This window comes from Rhodococcus sp. NPDC055112 (assembly GCF_053607505.1).
Genome location: NZ_JBSGTR010000001.1, coordinates 190,990 through 207,227, shown reverse-complemented (window position 1 = coordinate 207,227; position 16,238 = coordinate 190,990). Strand labels below are relative to the sequence as shown.

14 protein-coding genes are annotated in these 16,238 nt (G+C 69.5%); 5 read left to right on the top strand and 9 right to left on the bottom strand.

The window, feature by feature from the left end:
• Positions 1-39: 39 nt before the first annotated feature.
• Both ACWFRB_RS00955 and ACWFRB_RS00950 read right to left on the bottom strand, forming a co-directional pair.
• The gene (locus ACWFRB_RS00955) at positions 40-921 is read right to left on the bottom strand and encodes an LLM class F420-dependent oxidoreductase (protein ID WP_452638146.1); all 882 of its coding nucleotides are present in this window, start codon (positions 919-921) and stop codon (positions 40-42) included.
• Between the two features lie 25 nt (positions 922-946).
• A complete protein-coding gene (locus tag ACWFRB_RS00950; protein WP_452638326.1) occupies positions 947-2,578 on the bottom strand; it encodes an AMP-binding protein in 1,632 nt (543 codons plus the stop codon).
• A gap of 241 nt (positions 2,579-2,819) precedes the next feature.
• Between ACWFRB_RS00950 and ACWFRB_RS00945 the strand changes: the two genes are divergently transcribed.
• Positions 2,820-3,323: a nuclear transport factor 2 family protein gene (locus ACWFRB_RS00945; protein WP_452638144.1), complete on the top strand. Its 504-nt coding sequence runs from the start codon at positions 2,820-2,822 to the stop codon at positions 3,321-3,323.
• 55 nt (positions 3,324-3,378) lie between these two features.
• On the opposite strand, the gene ACWFRB_RS00940 is transcribed toward ACWFRB_RS00945, so the two are convergent.
• Positions 3,379-3,807 carry a hypothetical protein gene (locus ACWFRB_RS00940; protein ID WP_452638143.1) on the bottom strand — a complete coding sequence of 143 codons (429 nt, stop codon included), beginning with the start codon at positions 3,805-3,807 and terminating at the stop codon, positions 3,379-3,381.
• A gap of 254 nt (positions 3,808-4,061) precedes the next feature.
• On the bottom strand, positions 4,062-4,496 hold the full coding sequence (locus ACWFRB_RS00935) for a hypothetical protein (RefSeq protein ID WP_452638142.1): 435 nt from the start codon (positions 4,494-4,496) through the stop codon (positions 4,062-4,064).
• Between the two features lie 228 nt (positions 4,497-4,724).
• Between ACWFRB_RS00935 and ACWFRB_RS00930 the strand changes: the two genes are divergently transcribed.
• The gene (locus ACWFRB_RS00930; protein WP_452638325.1) at positions 4,725-7,538 is read left to right on the top strand and encodes an FAD-binding and (Fe-S)-binding domain-containing protein; all 2,814 of its coding nucleotides are present in this window, start codon (positions 4,725-4,727) and stop codon (positions 7,536-7,538) included.
• A 51-nt stretch (positions 7,539-7,589) separates the two neighbouring features.
• On the opposite strand, the gene ACWFRB_RS00925 is transcribed toward ACWFRB_RS00930, so the two are convergent.
• The 4 genes from ACWFRB_RS00925 to ACWFRB_RS00910 all read right to left on the bottom strand — a co-directional run bounded on the left by ACWFRB_RS00925 (position 7,590) and on the right by ACWFRB_RS00910 (position 11,291).
• Complete coding sequence (locus ACWFRB_RS00925; RefSeq protein ID WP_452638140.1) at positions 7,590-8,240, bottom strand: PaaI family thioesterase; 651 nt, start codon at positions 8,238-8,240, stop codon at positions 7,590-7,592.
• Complete coding sequence (locus ACWFRB_RS00920) at positions 8,240-9,442, bottom strand: lipid-transfer protein (RefSeq protein WP_452638139.1); 1,203 nt, start codon at positions 9,440-9,442, stop codon at positions 8,240-8,242. Before ACWFRB_RS00920 ends, ACWFRB_RS00925 begins: the two co-directional genes overlap by 1 nt.
• 209 nt (positions 9,443-9,651) lie before the next feature.
• Positions 9,652-10,539: a hypothetical protein gene (locus tag ACWFRB_RS00915; protein ID WP_452638138.1), complete on the bottom strand. Its 888-nt coding sequence runs from the start codon at positions 10,537-10,539 to the stop codon at positions 9,652-9,654.
• Positions 10,540-10,673: 134 nt separating this feature from the next.
• Positions 10,674-11,291, bottom strand: coding sequence for a TetR family transcriptional regulator (locus tag ACWFRB_RS00910; protein ID WP_452638137.1), 618 nt, complete (start codon positions 11,289-11,291; stop codon positions 10,674-10,676).
• Between the two features lie 244 nt (positions 11,292-11,535).
• Here ACWFRB_RS00910 and ACWFRB_RS00905 point away from each other — a divergent pair, with 244 nt between their 5' ends.
• Entirely contained in the window at positions 11,536-13,479 is a 1,944-nt protein-coding gene (locus ACWFRB_RS00905; RefSeq protein ID WP_452638135.1) for an acyl-CoA dehydrogenase family protein, read from the top strand.
• Positions 13,480-13,497: 18 nt separating this feature from the next.
• Here ACWFRB_RS00905 and hsaA read toward each other — a convergent pair whose 3' ends face one another.
• A complete protein-coding gene (gene hsaA, locus ACWFRB_RS00900; protein WP_452638133.1) occupies positions 13,498-14,664 on the bottom strand; it encodes a 3-hydroxy-9,10-secoandrosta-1,3,5(10)-triene-9,17-dione monooxygenase oxygenase subunit in 1,167 nt (388 codons plus the stop codon).
• 194 nt (positions 14,665-14,858) lie between these two features.
• Here hsaA and ACWFRB_RS00895 point away from each other — a divergent pair, with 194 nt between their 5' ends.
• On the top strand, positions 14,859-16,004 hold the full coding sequence (locus tag ACWFRB_RS00895; RefSeq protein ID WP_452638131.1) for a Rieske 2Fe-2S domain-containing protein: 1,146 nt from the start codon (positions 14,859-14,861) through the stop codon (positions 16,002-16,004).
• A 2-nt stretch (positions 16,005-16,006) separates the two neighbouring features.
• Positions 16,007-16,234, top strand: coding sequence for a hypothetical protein (locus ACWFRB_RS00890; RefSeq protein WP_452638129.1), 228 nt, complete (start codon positions 16,007-16,009; stop codon positions 16,232-16,234).
• Positions 16,235-16,238: the final 4 nt, after the last annotated feature.

The following is a 16,238-nucleotide window of genomic DNA, read 5'->3' as shown; positions in this document are numbered from 1 at the left end:
CCCGGTGACGGCTGCCGTCACCCGGCTCCGGACGACCGGTCAGGCCAGACCCAGCCGCTTCGAGCACTCGGCCATCTCGTCGAGCACGGCCTCGAAGGTGGTCGCGTGTCGCGACGCGGACAGCAGGATCCGATCCGAGCCGAGTGACGTCGCCCAGTCGATCTTCGACTCGTCCACCCTGGTCAGCAGGTGGCCGAGCACCAGCGCGACCTCGGAAGGGTCGCGGCCCGCCTCGACGGCCGACGAGCGCATCAGTGCGACCGCCGCGTCGAGGTCCTCGCCACCGAGACCGAGCGGCTGAAAACCGTTGCCCAACCGCCCCGCCCGCCGCGCCGCCGCCTTGCTGTGGCCGCCGATGTACAGCGGCACGCCGGACGGGCGCGCGGGCTTCGGGAACGAATACGCCCGCTCGAACCGATAGTGCTCGCCCGCGTGGTCGACGCCCTCGGACCCGCCCGCCCACAGTGCGCGCATCACGGCGATGGCCTCGTCGGCGACCTTCCCGCGGCGGTCGAACTGGCCGCCGCAGGCCTCGATCTCCTCACGCATCCAGCCGACGCCCAGGCAGATCCGCAGCCGTCCGCCGGAGAGCCGATCAAGGGTCGCGAGCCGCTTCGCCAGCACCACCGGGTTGTGGTTCGGCAGCACCAATACCCCCGTCGCGAGGCCGAGCGTGGTCGTGGCCCCCGCCACGAAGGACAACAGCTCCAGCGGGTCCGGGATGTCGCAGTCGTCGGGCAGGTGGGACTTGCCCGTCGGCGAGTACGGGTATGCGCTTTCGGTGTCCCCGATGACCACGGAGTGCTCCACGGCGGAGATCTCGTCGAACCCGAGAGACTCGGCGACCCTGGCGAACTCGAGGATCTTGTCGGGCTCCCCGGTGACACCGAGCTCGACCGGGATCACGACTCCCAGCTTCATGGAACATCCTTTCAACAGAGGCGGCCTAGAGGAAGCGCAGGCGCCCGTGCGAGGCGAACTCCGCCTCCAGTGCGACCTTGTCATCCTCGGACATCAGCCGGTACATCGGTTCCCCGCGTCCCTCCCAGCGGAACACCGGGTCGACACATCGCCAGAGCTCGGACTGCAGCTCGCGTTTGAGCACCTTGTTCGACCCGGTCACCGGCAGGTTCGTCGAGACCCGGACGAAACGCGGGGCCGCCTTGGTGCCGAGGTCGTCCTGGGCCGCGAGGAAGGCGGCGAACTCGACCGGATCGAAGTCCGAGGTGTCGGCCACCTCGATCGCCGCCATCACCTGGTCGCCGGAGCGCGGATCCGGCACCGCGTACACCCCGGTCGCGATGACCTTCGGGTGCCTGCGCACGACCCGCTCGATCATCAGCGCCGAGGTGTTCTCGCCGTCGACGCGGATCCAGTCGCCCTTGCGCCCGGCGAAGTAGATGAACCCGGCCTCGTCCACGTAGCCGAGATCACCGGTCCAGTACCAGCCGTGCCTGATCCGGTCCGCCACGGCCTGTTCGTTCTTGTAATACCCCTCGAACCGCTTGGCGCCGCCCTTGTCGACCATCTCCCCGATCGCCGCGTCCGGGTTCAGGACCCGGCCATGCTCGTCGAGGCGGGCCCGCTCGCACTCCACCAGGCTGTCGGGTTTCACCACGGCGATCTCCGCGTGCGCGGGACGCCCAAGCGCGCCATCGGGGGCAGCCGGGTCGAGGCGTACCGAGCCCGCCCCCTCGCTCGACCCGTAGCCCTCGAACAGCTCGGCACCGAACCGGCGGACGAACTCCGCCTTGTCCTCCGGAGAGGCCTCCGTGCCGAAGGCGCGGACCAGCGTGTTGTCGCCGTCGTCCGGTCGCTCCGGGGTGGCCATCAGGTACGCCAGCGCCTTGCCCACGTAGGTGAAGAAGGTGGCGCCGAAGAACCGCACGTCCGGCAGGAACCCGGATGCGGAGAACTTGGGAGTCAGGCAGACCGTCGCGCCGTTGGCCAGGGCCGGTGCCCAGAGCGCCATCAGGGCGTTGCCGTGGAAGAGCGGCATGCAGCAGTAGTCCACGTCCGCACGGACGTGGCCGTACTTCGCGGTGTTCGCGTGCGCGAGGCGCGCGAGCCTGCCCTGGCTGCATCGCACGGCCTTGGACATGCCGGTGGTACCGGAGGTGAACAGCAACAGAAACAACGTCGACTCGGAGATGTCCGGATCCCGCACCGGATCCGCAACTCGTTGCGCCGCAACGCGCTCCGCGTATGCGGGGTCGTCGACGAGGAGGAAGCGGTCCTCGGTCAGCCCGAGGTCGAGCCCGCGCAGCTGCGCCATGCCCGCCGCGTCGGTGACGATGAGCTGGCAGTCGACATAGCGGACCTCCGCCTCCAGCTCGGCGCCGCGCCGCGTCGGGTTGATCCCGACGATCGCGGCCCCGCTCAGCGCGGCCCCGCCGAGCCAGAACAGGAACTCCGGGGTGTTCTCGAGCAGCACGCCGATGTGGAACGGACCGTCGACGCGCAGCGTGGCGGCCAACGCGCCGCGGGCCGCACTCTCGCGGACGGTCTCGTCCCAGGTCCAGTCCCGCTCGCGGGTGCGCACGCCCAGGTGCTCGTCGCCGAGGCGGTCCAGCAGCATCTCGGCGATCGTGGCGCGTTCCAACTCGACTCCTGTAACTGGGTGTCTCGGTGTTCACAGCTTCGGCGGCTTCGAGACTAGCCACACCGCCGCCACTCGGCGGCCGTGGTCCCGGTCAGCGGTGACGGCCGCCGCCTCCCCCTCCCGGTGACCGGGAAGGCCATGACCCACGGCCGGTCCCTGCGGTACAACTCGTGAGCGCACGGTGGCACGCGGAAAGGGCGACCGGAAGGGGACGGCAGTGACGGCACTCGATGAACTCCTCGACAAACAGGCCATCTACGAGGTGGTGATGCGCTACTGCCGCGGCATCGACCGGCTCGACTTCGACCTGGTACGCGGCGCCTACCACCCGGACGGGATCGATCACCACACCGGATTCGACGGCGGCGTCGAGGAGTACATCGCCTGGGTACGCCCCAAGCTGGAGCTGCTCGGCGGCACCATGCACCACATCGGGAATCACCTCGTCGAGTTGCACGGCGACCTCGCGATCAGTGAGTCCTATTCCACGGCAACACATTGGGGCCACCCCACCGGGGGCGACTTCACCAGCGGCGCCCGCTATGTCGACCTGATGGAGCGCCGCGACGGCCGGTGGGCGATCGCGGAACGGTGGGCCGTGCGCGAATGGACGCGCTCGGACGAGGGGCGGATGATCACGCCGGAGGCCGACGGACCGCGCGGCCGCCGCGACGGCACCGACCTGCTGGTCGAACTGCGGTCGAGGCTTGCCGCGCGGTAGCGGGGCCCGAATCGCCTGGACCGGCGATGGGGACGCGTGAAACAAGCTCGGCGGATCAGCTGCCGAACAGGGATCCGACGGCCCTCACGTACATGCCGACCGAATCAGCAGAACCCATCCGAGGGGTGTCCGGGCTGGAGGGAAGTTCCGTCGCACCGTCCGCATCGACGCAGGTCGCGGTGACGTTGTAACTCCATTCCTTGTTGAGCACCGGCGAGGTGTACGTGCCCTGACTTCCCGTCAGCACCACCTCGCCACGGTGCGAGTACCTTCCCAAGAGCTCGGTCACGTCGACATGGCATCCGACCGGTGTCGGAGAACTGATTCCGGTGAGCTCCACCTTGATGGTCCTGTCCGGCCACGTGGTCGCGTGCATGTAACCGGCCACGGTCGCGGAACTGAGCGCGGGATTGGCGAACAGGGCCAGAGCGGCGAATCCGACGACGGCGCCGACACGGGCAATGCTCTTGCGGGATGCCTTCACAGTGTGTCCATTTCTTGACGAGGGGCCTGGTCCGACGGAGCACGAGCAGGCATGACAGCTGACATCATGCAACGCACCACGCCATCCGATGCCTCATTCTCGAATGATCGGACCTTTCGTCCAATTCGTCCAGATATACTGTTTAACAACAGATTTCATGAAAACATCCCGTTGCCTCGCGAACGCCGGAGCGCAGATGTACCCACTCCGGCGCCCGCGGAGGCCTGGAACCGGACCGCGGCCGACTCGACTGATCAGCTACCCGACGGGGAGTCCGCACTGCCCGAGGAGCTGCCGCTGCTGCCCGACGCGTCGCCGAGGACAACCCGCTCCCCACCGAAGGGAGTGAGGAAGGTCAGGCCGTCCCCGTCGGCGCAGAGCGCCTCGACCCGGTACGTCCCGTCTTCGAGCACAGCCGACCGATAGGTGCCCGCGCCCGGGTCTCCGGTCAGTGAGACCGGATTTCCTTCCAGCAGGTCGCCCGTGGGGTCCTTCACCTGAACCCAGCACAACAGCAGGCTCGGCGAGCTGACGCCGGTGAAGTCCACGACGACTCTCTGGCCCTCGGTGTGCACGGCGGCGGTGCCGACGACCGCGGCGGAGCCGAGCCAGGGGTTCGCGAGCACGGCGATGGCGGCGAATCCGGTGACGGCGCCGGCACGGGCGATGCTCTTGCGGGATGTCCTCACTGCATGACCTTTCGTATCGGGTTTGCTCAGGCTCTCGGACCTGGACAACGGGGAGCAGCAGCGCTGCGGCTGCCATCTTGCATGGCCCTCGGAACCTTCGATGGACTTCTCCGATTTCCTCTCCGACCACGATCCGTCGAATTAATGTGCCTGCCTCGATCATTCGATAGGGACGCCGTGAGCTGGCAGCGGGCGGCCCGCGGGCCGTAGTATCGGCACGTGTCGCGGATCAGCGGTACCGACGATCTGGCCTCGGCGCTCGCCGCGCTGCGCGCGCGGGTCGCGGGCGAGGTGGACGAGAGCACTCGGCGGCGGGCCGAGTACAGCACCGATGCCTCCAACTACCGCGTCGTGCCCGATGCCGTGGTGTTTCCACGCTCCGACGAGGACGTGGCAGCGGTCCTGGAGGTCGGCCGCATCCACGGCCTTCCTGTGACCGCCCGCGGGGCAGGAACCTCCGTGGCCGGCAACGCGATCGGGTCCGGGCTGGTCCTCGACTTCAGCAGACACCTCGACCGCATCGTGGCACTCGATCCCGACAGCCGGACCGCGCTCGTGCAGCCCGGCGTGGTGCTCAGCACCCTCCAGCGGGCGGCCGCGGCGCACGGGTTGCGGTTCGGCCCGGATCCGTCCACCCAGGACCGCTGCACCCTCGGCGGGATGATCGGCAACAACGCCTGCGGACCCCGGGCCGTCGCCTGGGGCCGCACCGCCGACAACGTCCACGCCCTGCGGATCCTCGACGGCACCGGGTCCGAGCGGCGCCTGGCCGATGACCTCACGGCCGCGCCAGGACTCGACAGTCTGGTGGCCGACAACCTCGCCCTGATCCGCACCGAACTGGGCCGCTTCGAGAGGCAGGGGTCGGGGTACGGGCTCGAGCACCTGCTCCCCGAGCGCGGGCACCACGTGGCCCGTGCCCTCGTCGGCTCGGAGGGCACCTGCGGCCTGATCCTCGATGCGACGGTCGGGCTGGTACCGGTGCCTGCCGCCACCGCGCTCGCGGTCCTCGGCTACCCCGACATGCCGGCCGCAGCGGACGGTGCCGCCGTGGTGCTGACCGGCCGCCCGCTGGCGATCGAGGGCATCGACGCCCGGTTGGTCGACGTGGTTCGCAGGCACAAGGGTGCGGGCGCGGTTCCGGACCTGCCCCGCGGCGCCGGCTGGCTGTTCGTGGAGGTCGACGGCTCGACGCCTGCCGAGGCACTGGCGAGGGCCGCCGAGATCTGTCGCGGCGCAGGCGCACTGGACAGCCGCGTCGTGCCGACCGGCCGGGAATCGGCCGCGCTGTGGCGGATCCGCGCTGACGGCGTGGGATTGGCCGGCCGCACCGTCGACGGGCGGCCCGCCTGGCCCGGCTGGGAGGACGCCGCGGTCCCCCGGGAGCGCCTCGGCGCCTACCTACGCGATTTCGCGGAACTGACCGGCAGGCACGGGGTGGACGGCCTGCTGTACGGGCATTTCGGCGACGGCTGCGTACACGTGCGACTGGACCTACCCATCGCCGATGCCCCGCAACGCTTCCGGGCCTTCCTGGTCGACGCCGCCGCACTGGTCGCGGGCCACGGCGGTTCGCTGTCCGGCGAGCACGGCGATGGTCGCGCCCGCTCCGAACTGCTCCCGCTGATGTACTCGGAGTCGGCGCTGGCCGCGTTCGCCGGCTTCAAGGCGGTCTTCGACCCGAGCAATGCCCTGAACCCTGGCGTGCTGGTGGACCCGGCTCCCGTTGACGCCGGTCTGCGGGTGGCGCAGGCGCCGCCGGCCCCCTTCGCAGGCGGCCTGGCGCTGGCCGCGGACCGCGGCGACCTGAGCACGGCGGCGCACCGCTGCGTCGGCATCGGCAAGTGCCGGGCGGACACCTCGGGTGCGGGTGGTTTCATGTGCCCGTCGTACCTCGCCACCGGCGACGAGAAGGACAGCACCCGCGGCCGTGCCCGGGTGCTCCAGGAGACGATCAACGGGTCGCTGGTGACGGGCGGCTTCGGCTCGCCGGAACTGGAGGAATCGCTCGACCTGTGCCTGTCCTGCAAGGCCTGCGGCTCGGACTGCCCGGCCGGGGTCGACATGGCCGCCTACAAGTCCGAGGTGCTGTATCGGCGGTATCGACGGCGGCCGCGTCCGCGGACCCACTACGCGCTCGGGATGCTGCCGCGGTGGTCACGGATCGCTGGAAGGCTGCCGTCGATCATCAACGCGGCGAGCGCAATCGGTCCGCTGCGCCGAGCGGGACTGCGATTGGCCGGACTCGACCCCCGGCGCGGGGTCCCCCGGTTCGCCGAACAGAGCTTCCGCCGATGGTGGCGGCGCAGGCCCACCCCCGCGGGGCCCGGCCGCGAGGTGCTGCTGTGGATCGACACCTTCACCGAGGCCTTCTCCCCCGCGGCGGGACACGCAGCGGTCGCCCTGCTCGAGGACGCCGGCTACCGGGTCCTGATCACGCGACGGTCGGCCTGTTGCGGACTGACGTGGATCAGCACCGGGCAATTGGACGGTGCGCGAAGACAATTGCTCGGGACCCTGGACCAGTTGCAGCCCCATCTCGAGGCGGGCCGCCCCATCATCGGCCTCGAGCCGTCCTGCACCGCGGTGCTGCGGGCCGATCTGCCCGAGCTGCTCCCGGACGATCCCCGGTCGGCCCTCGTCGCGGCGTCCACGCGCACGCTGGCCGAATTCCTCACCACCGCAACCGACACCGACGGCAAGCCGTGGTCGCCTCCCCGACTCGACGGGGTCCGGCTCGTCGTGCAGCCGCACTGTCACCAGCACGCGGTGATGGGTTTCGAGCCCGATCGGGCGCTGCTGGCGCGGGCGGGCGCCGAGGTTCGGGAGGTCGCCGGGTGCTGCGGCCTTGCGGGGAATTTCGGGATGGAACGCGGCCACTACGACGTCTCGGCCGCGGTGGCCGAGAACGGGATCCTGCCCGCGCTCCGGGAGGCGGGACCCGACGCCGTGCTGCTGGCGGACGGCTTCTCCTGCCGCACCCAGGCCGACCACCTGGCCGGCCGGTCGGGCGTGCACCTGGCGCAGCTGCTCCGCCCGTGAGTCCTTGTGGCCCCGTGGCGGACCAGAAGGACTCACGGGCGGCGTAGCCGCCTACCGGGGACGCGGGACAGCGGCGTCGATGAACAGTCCCTCCACCGAGACGCACACCTCCCCGGCGGCGGTGGTGATGCTGCCGACGGTGTTGATCTTGCGACCCTCCACGGACATCTGCCTGCCGGTGACCGTGAGCGGCTCGAACAGCGGGGTCGGGCGGTGGTACCGCACGTTCAGCTGCGCGGTCATGCCCGCCTTGCCGCCCCATGCGTTCGCGACGCCGAGCACGTGATCGAGGATCAGCGCCGAGACGCCGCCGTGCACGCACCCGGGCGGCCCCTGGTAGGGCATGGTCAGGGTGACCTCGCCCCGCACCGAGCCATCGCTCATACCCTCGAGCACGATCGGCGGCGCGATGGCGTTCTCCGGACCGGTGACGGGGTCGTGCCGCGTCACGCCCTCGCCGTTCCACATGTCGATCAGCCGTTCCGCCACGGCGGGAGCGTGCTCCTCGAGGTGATCGGCGATGCTGTTCAGCTCCTCGGCCACCCGGTCGAGGTTCGCGTTGGCCCGGTCGGTGCGCAGCATCGCGTCGACGACCCGGCGGGCGGCGGCGGTGGCCCGGTCCACCGGAGCGTCCTGCGGTGCGGAGGTCAGAACCGTTCCGTCATCATGACTCTCGAAGGTGGGGTGGGTACCGAGGTCCATCAGTTGAGCTCCAGGGTCCCGGCCCGGTACAGCGTGACCACACACGCGCCGCCGAGACCGAGGTTGTGCTGCAGACCCACCCGGGCACCGTCGACCTGACGGGCGTCCGCCTTGCCGCGCAGCTGCCAGGTCAGCTCGGCGCACTGCGCCAGGCCGGTCGCGCCCAGCGGGTGCCCCTTCGAGATCAGGCCGCCGGACGGGTTGACGACCCACTGGCCGCCGTACGTGGTGGCCCCGGACTCGACGAGCTTGCCGCCCTCGCCCGCACCACACAGGCCGAGGCCCTCGTACGTGATGATCTCGTTGATCGCGAAGCAGTCGTGCAGCTCGATGACGTCGACGTCCTCGATCGTGAGGCCGGACTCGGCGAACACCTGCTCGGCCGCGGCCCGCGTCATCGGGGCACCGACCACGTCGATCATCGACTTGTCGGCGAACGCCTCCGCGGTGTCCGTGGTGAGCGCCTGCGCGACGATCTCGATCGCCTGGTCCTCGAGGCCGTGCTCGCGGACGAAGCGCTCGCTGACGACGATCGCGGCGCCGGCACCGTCCGAGGTGGGCGAGCACTGGGAGCGGGTGAGCGGCGCGTGGATCATCTTGTCGTCCAACACCTGCTGCAGCGTGTACTCGTCACGGAACTGCGCGTACGGGTTGTTGACCGAGTGCTTGTGGTTCTTCACCGCCACGGACGCGATCTGCTCGACGGTGGTGCCGTAGCGCTCCATGTGCTCGAGCGCGGCGTTGCCGAACAGCTGGGCCGTCATGGGACCGTGGCCCCATTCGTGCTTGGCCGTCATGATCTTCAGGTGATCGTCGAGCGTGGAGACCTTCGGCACGGTGCCGTCGCCGACGAGCGACTTCCTGGTCATCTTCTCGAACCCGACTGCGAGAGCTACGTCGACGATGCCGCCCTGGACCCACTCGCGCGCCATCATGAGCGCGTTCGAGCCGGTGGCGCAGTTGTTGTGGACGTTGACGATCGGGATCCCGGTCAGCCCCGTCTCGTACAGCGCGCGCTGGCCGGCGCACGACGGCTGGAAGACGTAGCCGACCGCGGCGCGCTGCACCTGGTCGTACGCGATGCCCGCGTCCGCGAGCGCGGCGCCAACGGCCTCGGACACCATGTCCGGGTACTCCCAGTCGCGGCTCTCGATCTTCTCGAACTTGGTCATGCCGACGCCGACAACGAAGGTGCGATTCATAACAATTGCTACTTTCCGGGCTCGGGGTCTCGGGGGAGACCCGGGATGCGCTCGCCGATGGTGTTCAGCTGCACATTGGTGGTATCACCCGCAACGGACACGCACTGCGAGTTCACGAACATCAGGGAGCGGTTACCGGCACCCGAGGGCGGCCTGACCACTTTTTGGAATGTATTCCATTTTCTTGGGCCTGGCAACGGCGCGCCCGGCTATGGCCGCGGCGTGCGCTCCCACCCGCGCCGGACCGTCGCCAGTCGCCGCCACCCGAGGCCCTCGAGGTACTCCGTCTCCTCGACGTCCTCGCGCCCGAGGGCGATGAAGAGGTTCGCGACGCCAGCTGTTCGAAGCCAGTCCGCGGCGCTCCCCAGGAGCGCATCCCTTGCCCCGGGATCCAAGGGCAGGTTCAGGTCGGCCACCTCAGCCCACCCCGCGAGCCGCAGCAGTGTTCCACCCCTGGTGCAGTCGTCGATCGTCTCGACGTGACCCTGCTCCGTCTCGCCGTCGCCGAGCGTGAATCGAACCCCATGTTCCCCCACCGACCGCCGAACGTGTTCGGACGCAGGATCATCCGCCATCGGCAGGGTCTCGATCCCGCCGGCATACAACATCTCGACGGCGTCCTCAGCTGGCCGGAAACCCGCTTCGATCAGCGACTCCTCGAGGTGCGGCCAACAGTCCGGAATTCCGAACGTGGCAGGCGTGGGGAGGTCGCCATCGGCGAAAACCCTTCTTGCGCGCCAGGACTCGATCACGCGCAGCGCGGCGCCCAGTAGCGCGGCGGCGGCGTCGGCCTGGTTCGGCCAGCAGACCATCCAGGCGACCTCGCCCGAGCCGCGGTAGTCGGGTCCGACGTCCGGGGAGTTCCGATAGGACCGCAGGTGTGCCGCCCCGACCACCCGGGAATCCACCACGACCACCAGGGTTTCGCGGGTCTGGACCCAGGGGTCGGTGACGTACTGACCGGGGTCGGCCTCGAGCTGGGAGAGCAGGGTGGCGGTCGAGACGGCCCAACCAGGAACGACGGCCGAGATGTGCGCGTTCACCACGTCGGTGACCTGCTGGCGGTCGGAGCGGCGGAACGGACGAATGTGAGGCATGCGGGACTCCGTGTTCAAGATCCGATGGATCATCGACAGAAGCCACTATCGGTGCGGCACACCGCTGATCATAGCCTGCCCGTGCCGCGGCGGGGGTTCCTCGCCGGGCCGCCGCATCGCGAGGGGTGGTCCGATTACCGGATCGTGCCGGTGAGGTCCGCGAGCAGCAGGTCGCACGCGATCCGCAGGTCGGATTCGATCTCGGGGATCGACGCGCGCCCGTTGAGGCTGGACTGGATCAGCCCGAACCACAGGGAGACGATCAACCGGATCACCGTCGTGTCGCGGACGGACGGGTTCGCGATTCCCGCTGCGTCGAGCAGCTGCGCGTCGAAGTGCTGGTCGATCTTGGCGACGTCGGGAATCGTGGCCGCGTTGGACGTGGCCGCGGACTGGATCATCGCGGTCGCCAGCATGGGCCTGCGCAACAGCGCCCTGGTCGCGCGGAGCAGGATCTCGTAGACCGCGTCCGCCGGCGTGCCGGTGCCCTTCGGCCGCTTGGTCAGCCCGACGCCCATCTGGTCGATCTGGTCGACCATCACCGCGACGAACAGGTGGGTCTTCGAGGGGAAGTAGCGGTACAGGGTGCCGATGGCCACGCCTGCCGACTTGGCGACCTCGTGCATCTGGACGCGCTCGAGTTCCTTCCCGGAGGCCAACACGGCGGCCGCGTCCAGGATGCGGCCGTACCGCGCCCGTTGTTCGACCGAACTGGGCTCGGCCGCGTCACGCGCCTCCGCAAGCCTGGGCATGTCTCCCCGCCTTCTGTCCGCAATGGTTCCCCGCAGGATAGATCCTGACATCCTGCGGGGCCCACTGCCGCAATGTTCCGCTCACCGGGACACACAAGGCGGCTCCGCCGCCCGTGCGCGGTTGACGAGTGCAGGGGCTGGTCAACCGCGCACGGGCGCGCAGCGCCTCTTTTGTCTTCCCAAACCGGTGCCGCCGGAGGATACTCGCCAGTAACAACTGGCACGTCCTTCCAGGAGGCGGATCATGGTTGCACCGGCCGAGGTCACCGAGGAACAGGCGAGAGCGGTCGCCGAGGAAGCCAGGGAGAGCGGGTGGGACAAGCCCTCGTACGCGAAGGAGCTCTTCCTCGGGCGGTTGCGGCTCGACCTCGTGCACCCCTTCCCCCAGCCGCCACCCGCGGAGGCGGCCAAGACCGACCGGTTCCTCGCAGAGCTCGAGCGGTACTGCGCCACTCTTGACGGGGCTCAGATCGAGCGCGAATCCCGGATCCCCGACGACTACGTCAAGGGGTTCGCCGAGCTCGGCTGCTTCGGCCTCAAGGTGGCCGAGGAGTACGGCGGGCTCGGCCTGTCGCAGGTGGCCTACAACCGGGCCCTGATGCTCGCCGCGTCCGTGCACCCGAGCATCGGCGCGCTCCTGTCGGCCCACCAGTCCATCGGCGTGCCGGAGCCGCTCAAGCTCGCGGGCACCCCGGAGCAGAAGCGGGAGTTCCTGCCCCGCTGCGCGAAGGGCGCGGTCTCGGCGTTCCTGCTCACCGAGCCCGACGTCGGATCGGACCCGGCCCGGATGGCTTCCACCGCGACCCCGACCGAGGACGGCTCCGCCTACGTGCTCGACGGCGTGAAGCTGTGGACCACCAACGGCGTTGTCGCCGAGCTGCTCGTGGTGATGGCGCGGGTGCCCCGCAGCGAGGGACACCGCGGCGGGATCACGGCGTTCGTGGTCGAGGCGGATTCGCCAGGCATCACCGTCGAGCGACGCAACTCCTTCATGGGCCTGCGCGGAATCGAGAACGGCGTCACCCGCCTGCACCAGGTGCTCGTGCCCGCCGCGAATCTGATCGGGCGCGAGGGCGACGGTCTCAAGATCGCGCTGACCACTCTCAACGCCGGTCGGCTCGCTCTCCCCGCGATGTGCGCGGGCGCGGGCAAGTGGTCGCTCCTCATCGCGCGCCAGTGGTCGGCGGAGCGAGTGCAGTGGGGCCGACAGGTCGGCAAGCACGGGGCGGTCGCCGCCAAGCTCTCGTTCATCGCCGCCACCACGTTTGCGCTCGAGGCTGTGTTGGAACTGTCCGGGCAGATGGCCGACGAGGGCCGCAACGACATCCGGATCGAGGCCGCGCTGGCCAAGCTGTGGTCGAGCGAGATGGCCTGCCTGATCGCCGACGAGCTGATCCAGATCCGCGGCGGCCGGGGCTACGAGACCGCCGAGTCGCTGGCCGCAAGGGGCGAGCGAGCGGTACCCGCCGAGCAGCAGTTCCGCGACCTGCGGATCAACCGGATCTTCGAGGGTTCGAGCGAGATCATGCGGCTGCTGGTTGCCCGCGAGGCCGTCGACGCCCACCTCGCCGCGGCGGGCGACCTCGCCGACCCCAAGGCGGACCTGCAGCACAAGGCGAAGGCGGCGCTCGGCGCCAGCGGCTTCTACGCCAAGTGGCTGCCACACCTGGTCTCCGGGAAGGGGCAGATCCCCACCTCGTACGGTGAATTCGGCGGCAACGCAACGCATCTGCGCTTCGTCGAGCGCAACGCCCGCAAACTGGCCCGCTCCACCTTCTATGGCATGGCCCGCTGGCAGGCCGGGATGGAGAAGCACCAGGCGTTCCTCGGCCGGGTGGTTGACATCGGCGCCGAACTGTTCGCGATGTCGGCGAGCTGCGTGCGCGCCGAGATGCTGCGCGGTCAGGACCCGAGCCAGGGCGATGCGGCCTACGAGCTGGCCGACGCGTTCTGCCAGCAGTCCCGGATCCGGATCGATCGGCTGTTCGCGGCCCTGTGGGACAACACCGACGAGGTGGACCACCGGCTCGCCGACGCCGTTCTCGACGGCCGGTACACCTGGCTGGAGGCCGGCGTGACCGACCAGAGCGAGGGCACCGGCCCGTGGATCTCGCAGTGGTCGCCTGGCGCGTCCACCGAGGAGAACGTCGCGCGCAGGTTCCTGCCGCCGACGCGAAGCGGGGGCTAGTCGGCGCCGAGCGGCGACTCAGACCAGGTTGTCCTCGATCGGCAGCCCGAAGGCACCGCGCCCGTAGAGGGCAAGCGCGCGCTCGGCGTCATTGGCCACGTGCACCCCGCCCGCGTGCGCGTCCCGCCAGGCCCGTTCGATGGGGTTGCCCCGGTCGAGGGACTGACCGCCCGCGGTCTTGAAGAGGTTCTCGATGGCCTCCAGCGCCCGCTCGGTTGCGCGTACCTGGTCGCGACGGGCCCGCAGCCGCAACTGCATCGGGATCTCCTGGCCCGAAACCGCCACCTCCAGCAGGGCCCGGACATTGCGGTCCATCTGCAGGATCGCGGCATCGATCTCGGAGGAGGCCCTGGCGACGGTCACCTGCGCGAACGTGTCCTCGGCGAATCGTCCGCCGCCGAGGCTGAGCCGCACCCGGTCGCGCATCGCCGACAGGTAGTTCTCGTAGCAGCCCGCGACCACACCTATCACCGGCGCCGAGATCGCCGTGGTGAAGATCGTCGCGAACGGAATCCGGTACAGCGGGCCCGGATTCACCTTCTGCCCCGGACCGCGCAGGTTCGACACCTCGTAGTTGTTCATCACCCGGTACGAGGGGACGAATGCCCCGTCCACCACGATCTCGTGGCTGCCGGTGCCCCGCAGGCCGACGGTGTCCCAGACCTCCTCGATCCGATAGTCGGCGCGCGGCACCAGGAGGGTGATGAAGTCCATCGGCTCGCCCTTGGCGCCGACCAGCAGACCGCCGAGCAACGCCCACTGCGCGTGATCGCAGCCGGAGGCATATCGCCAGACGCCGGACAGTTCGTAGCCGCCCTCGACGGGGGCGAGGGTTCCGGTCGGCGCGTAGGACGAGCAGACCAGCACGCCCGGGTCGCCGCCCCAGACCTCGGCCTGAGCCTTGTCGTCGTACAGGGCGAGGTGCCACGGATGCACCCCGAGCACCGAGGCCACCCAACCGGTGGAGCCGCAGGCACCGGAGATCGCACGGACCGCCTCGTAGAAGTGCGCGGGGTCGGCTTCCGCCCCGCCGTACCGCTTCGGCTGGAGCATCCGGAACACGCCCGCATCGGCGAGCGCCCGGATCGTCTCGTCCGAGACCCGGCGTGCGTCCTCGGTGGCGCGCGCCCGTTCGGCGATGCCCGGCAGCAACTCGCGAACCGCCGCGAGAACCTCGTTGTCCATCTGACCGATGCTATCCGTCCGACCGCCTGCTGCCGAGGCCCTTGCCGGCCGGCAAAGTCCAATTCTGCTGGTCAGGCCGGTCCCGGCCAGTGAGACCGGGACCATTGCCCGCCACGGTGCTCGTTAGCGTCGGGGCGGTGATCAGTAGGACTCGCCGCCCACAGGCGGCCTCGCTCGAAGGGATGGGAAGAACCGTGACCACCACGCAGTCCGCGGACGATGAAGTTCGCGTGATCGACGCAGGCGCCTCACCGACCAGGTTCGCGCGCGGATGGCACTGCCTCGGCCTCGCGAAGGATTTCCGCGACGGCACGCCCCACGGCATCGAGGCCTTCGGCACCAAGCTGGTGGTGTTCGGCGACAGCGCAGGCAAGCTCAACGTCCTCGACTCGTACTGCCGCCACATGGGCGGCGACCTCAGCCAGGGCAGCATCAAGGGTGACGCGGTGGCCTGCCCGTTCCACGATTGGCGGTGGGGCGGCAACGGCAAGTGCACCGGCATCCCCTACGCCCGGCGGGTCCCCCCGCTCGCCCGCACCCGTGCCTGGACCACCCTCGAGCAGGACGGCCTGCTGTTCGTCTGGAACGACCCGGAGGGCAACCCACCGCCTGCCGACGTCACGATCCCGCAGATGCGCCGGACGGGCGAGGAGTGGACCGACTGGGTCTGGCACTCGATCGTCATCGACACCAACTGCCGCGAGATCGTGGACAACGTCGTGGACATGGCGCACTTCTTCTACGTGCACTTCTCCTTCCCCACCCGGTTCAAGAACATCTTCGAGGGCCACACCGCGATCCAGTACTTCGAGGGCATCGCCCGCGAGGACATGCGGCCCCCGTCGAACGACCCGACCCGGCCGAAGCTGCTGGGCAGCGACTCGGTCGCCGCCTACCACGGCCCGTCCTTCATGATCGACGAGCTGATCTACCGGTACGACACGTTCGATGTCGAGTCGATCCTGATCAACTGCCACTTCCCGATCTCCCCCGACAAGTTCGTGCTGATGTACGGCGTGATGGTCAAGAAGACCGACCAGCTGCCCACCGGCGGGGCGGAGTCGATCGCGAGTGGGATGACCAAGTTCATCGCCACCGGATTCGAGCAGGATGTTGCGATCTGGAAGTCCAAGAGCCGCATCAACAATCCGCTCCTGTGCGACGAGGACGGCCCGGTCTACCAGCTACGCCGCTGGTACGAGCAGTTCTACGTCGACGTCGCCGACGTCACACCGGAGATGGTGGAGCGCTTCGAGTTCGAGATGGACACCACCAAGCCGGTCGAGGCGTGGCGCAGGGAAGTAGACGCCAACATCGCGGCCAAGAACCAGCCGGTCTAGCGATGCAGCCGTTGGCATGCGACCGCTGCGGCAACCGGGTCCTCGTCGAGAAGACCAGCTGGCAACACACCGCCATCCAATGGACGTCGGAATCCGAGTCCTCCTGCGCCGAGTTCCGCGACGGGAAACCCTCCCGGGCCCGTACGGTCCGGGTTCAGGTCTGCGATGCGCTGCAGGGATCGATCGACCAGGCCGTGCTCGACGGGCGACTCGACGTCGCCGAGAACTGAACCC

Bases quoted from the DNA above. Each gene is read 5' to 3' on its own strand.
- ACWFRB_RS00955 (WP_452638146.1), bottom strand. From the start codon at position 921: ATGAAGCTGGGAGTCGTGATCCCGGTCGAGCTCGGTGTCACCGGGGAG.
- ACWFRB_RS00950 (WP_452638326.1), bottom strand. From the start codon at position 2,578: ATGCTGCTGGACCGCCTCGGCGACGAGCACCTGGGCGTGCGCACCCGC.
- ACWFRB_RS00925 (WP_452638140.1), bottom strand. From the start codon at position 8,240: ATGGACCTCGGTACCCACCCCACCTTCGAGAGTCATGATGACGGAACG.
- ACWFRB_RS00920 (WP_452638139.1), bottom strand. From the start codon at position 9,442: ATGAATCGCACCTTCGTTGTCGGCGTCGGCATGACCAAGTTCGAGAAG.
- ACWFRB_RS00915 (WP_452638138.1), bottom strand. From the start codon at position 10,539: ATGCCTCACATTCGTCCGTTCCGCCGCTCCGACCGCCAGCAGGTCACC.
- ACWFRB_RS00910 (WP_452638137.1), bottom strand. From the start codon at position 11,291: ATGCCCAGGCTTGCGGAGGCGCGTGACGCGGCCGAGCCCAGTTCGGTC.
- ACWFRB_RS00905 (WP_452638135.1), top strand. From the start codon at position 11,536: ATGGTTGCACCGGCCGAGGTCACCGAGGAACAGGCGAGAGCGGTCGCC.
- hsaA (WP_452638133.1), bottom strand. From the start codon at position 14,664: ATGGACAACGAGGTTCTCGCGGCGGTTCGCGAGTTGCTGCCGGGCATC.
- ACWFRB_RS00890 (WP_452638129.1), top strand. From the start codon at position 16,007: ATGCAGCCGTTGGCATGCGACCGCTGCGGCAACCGGGTCCTCGTCGAG.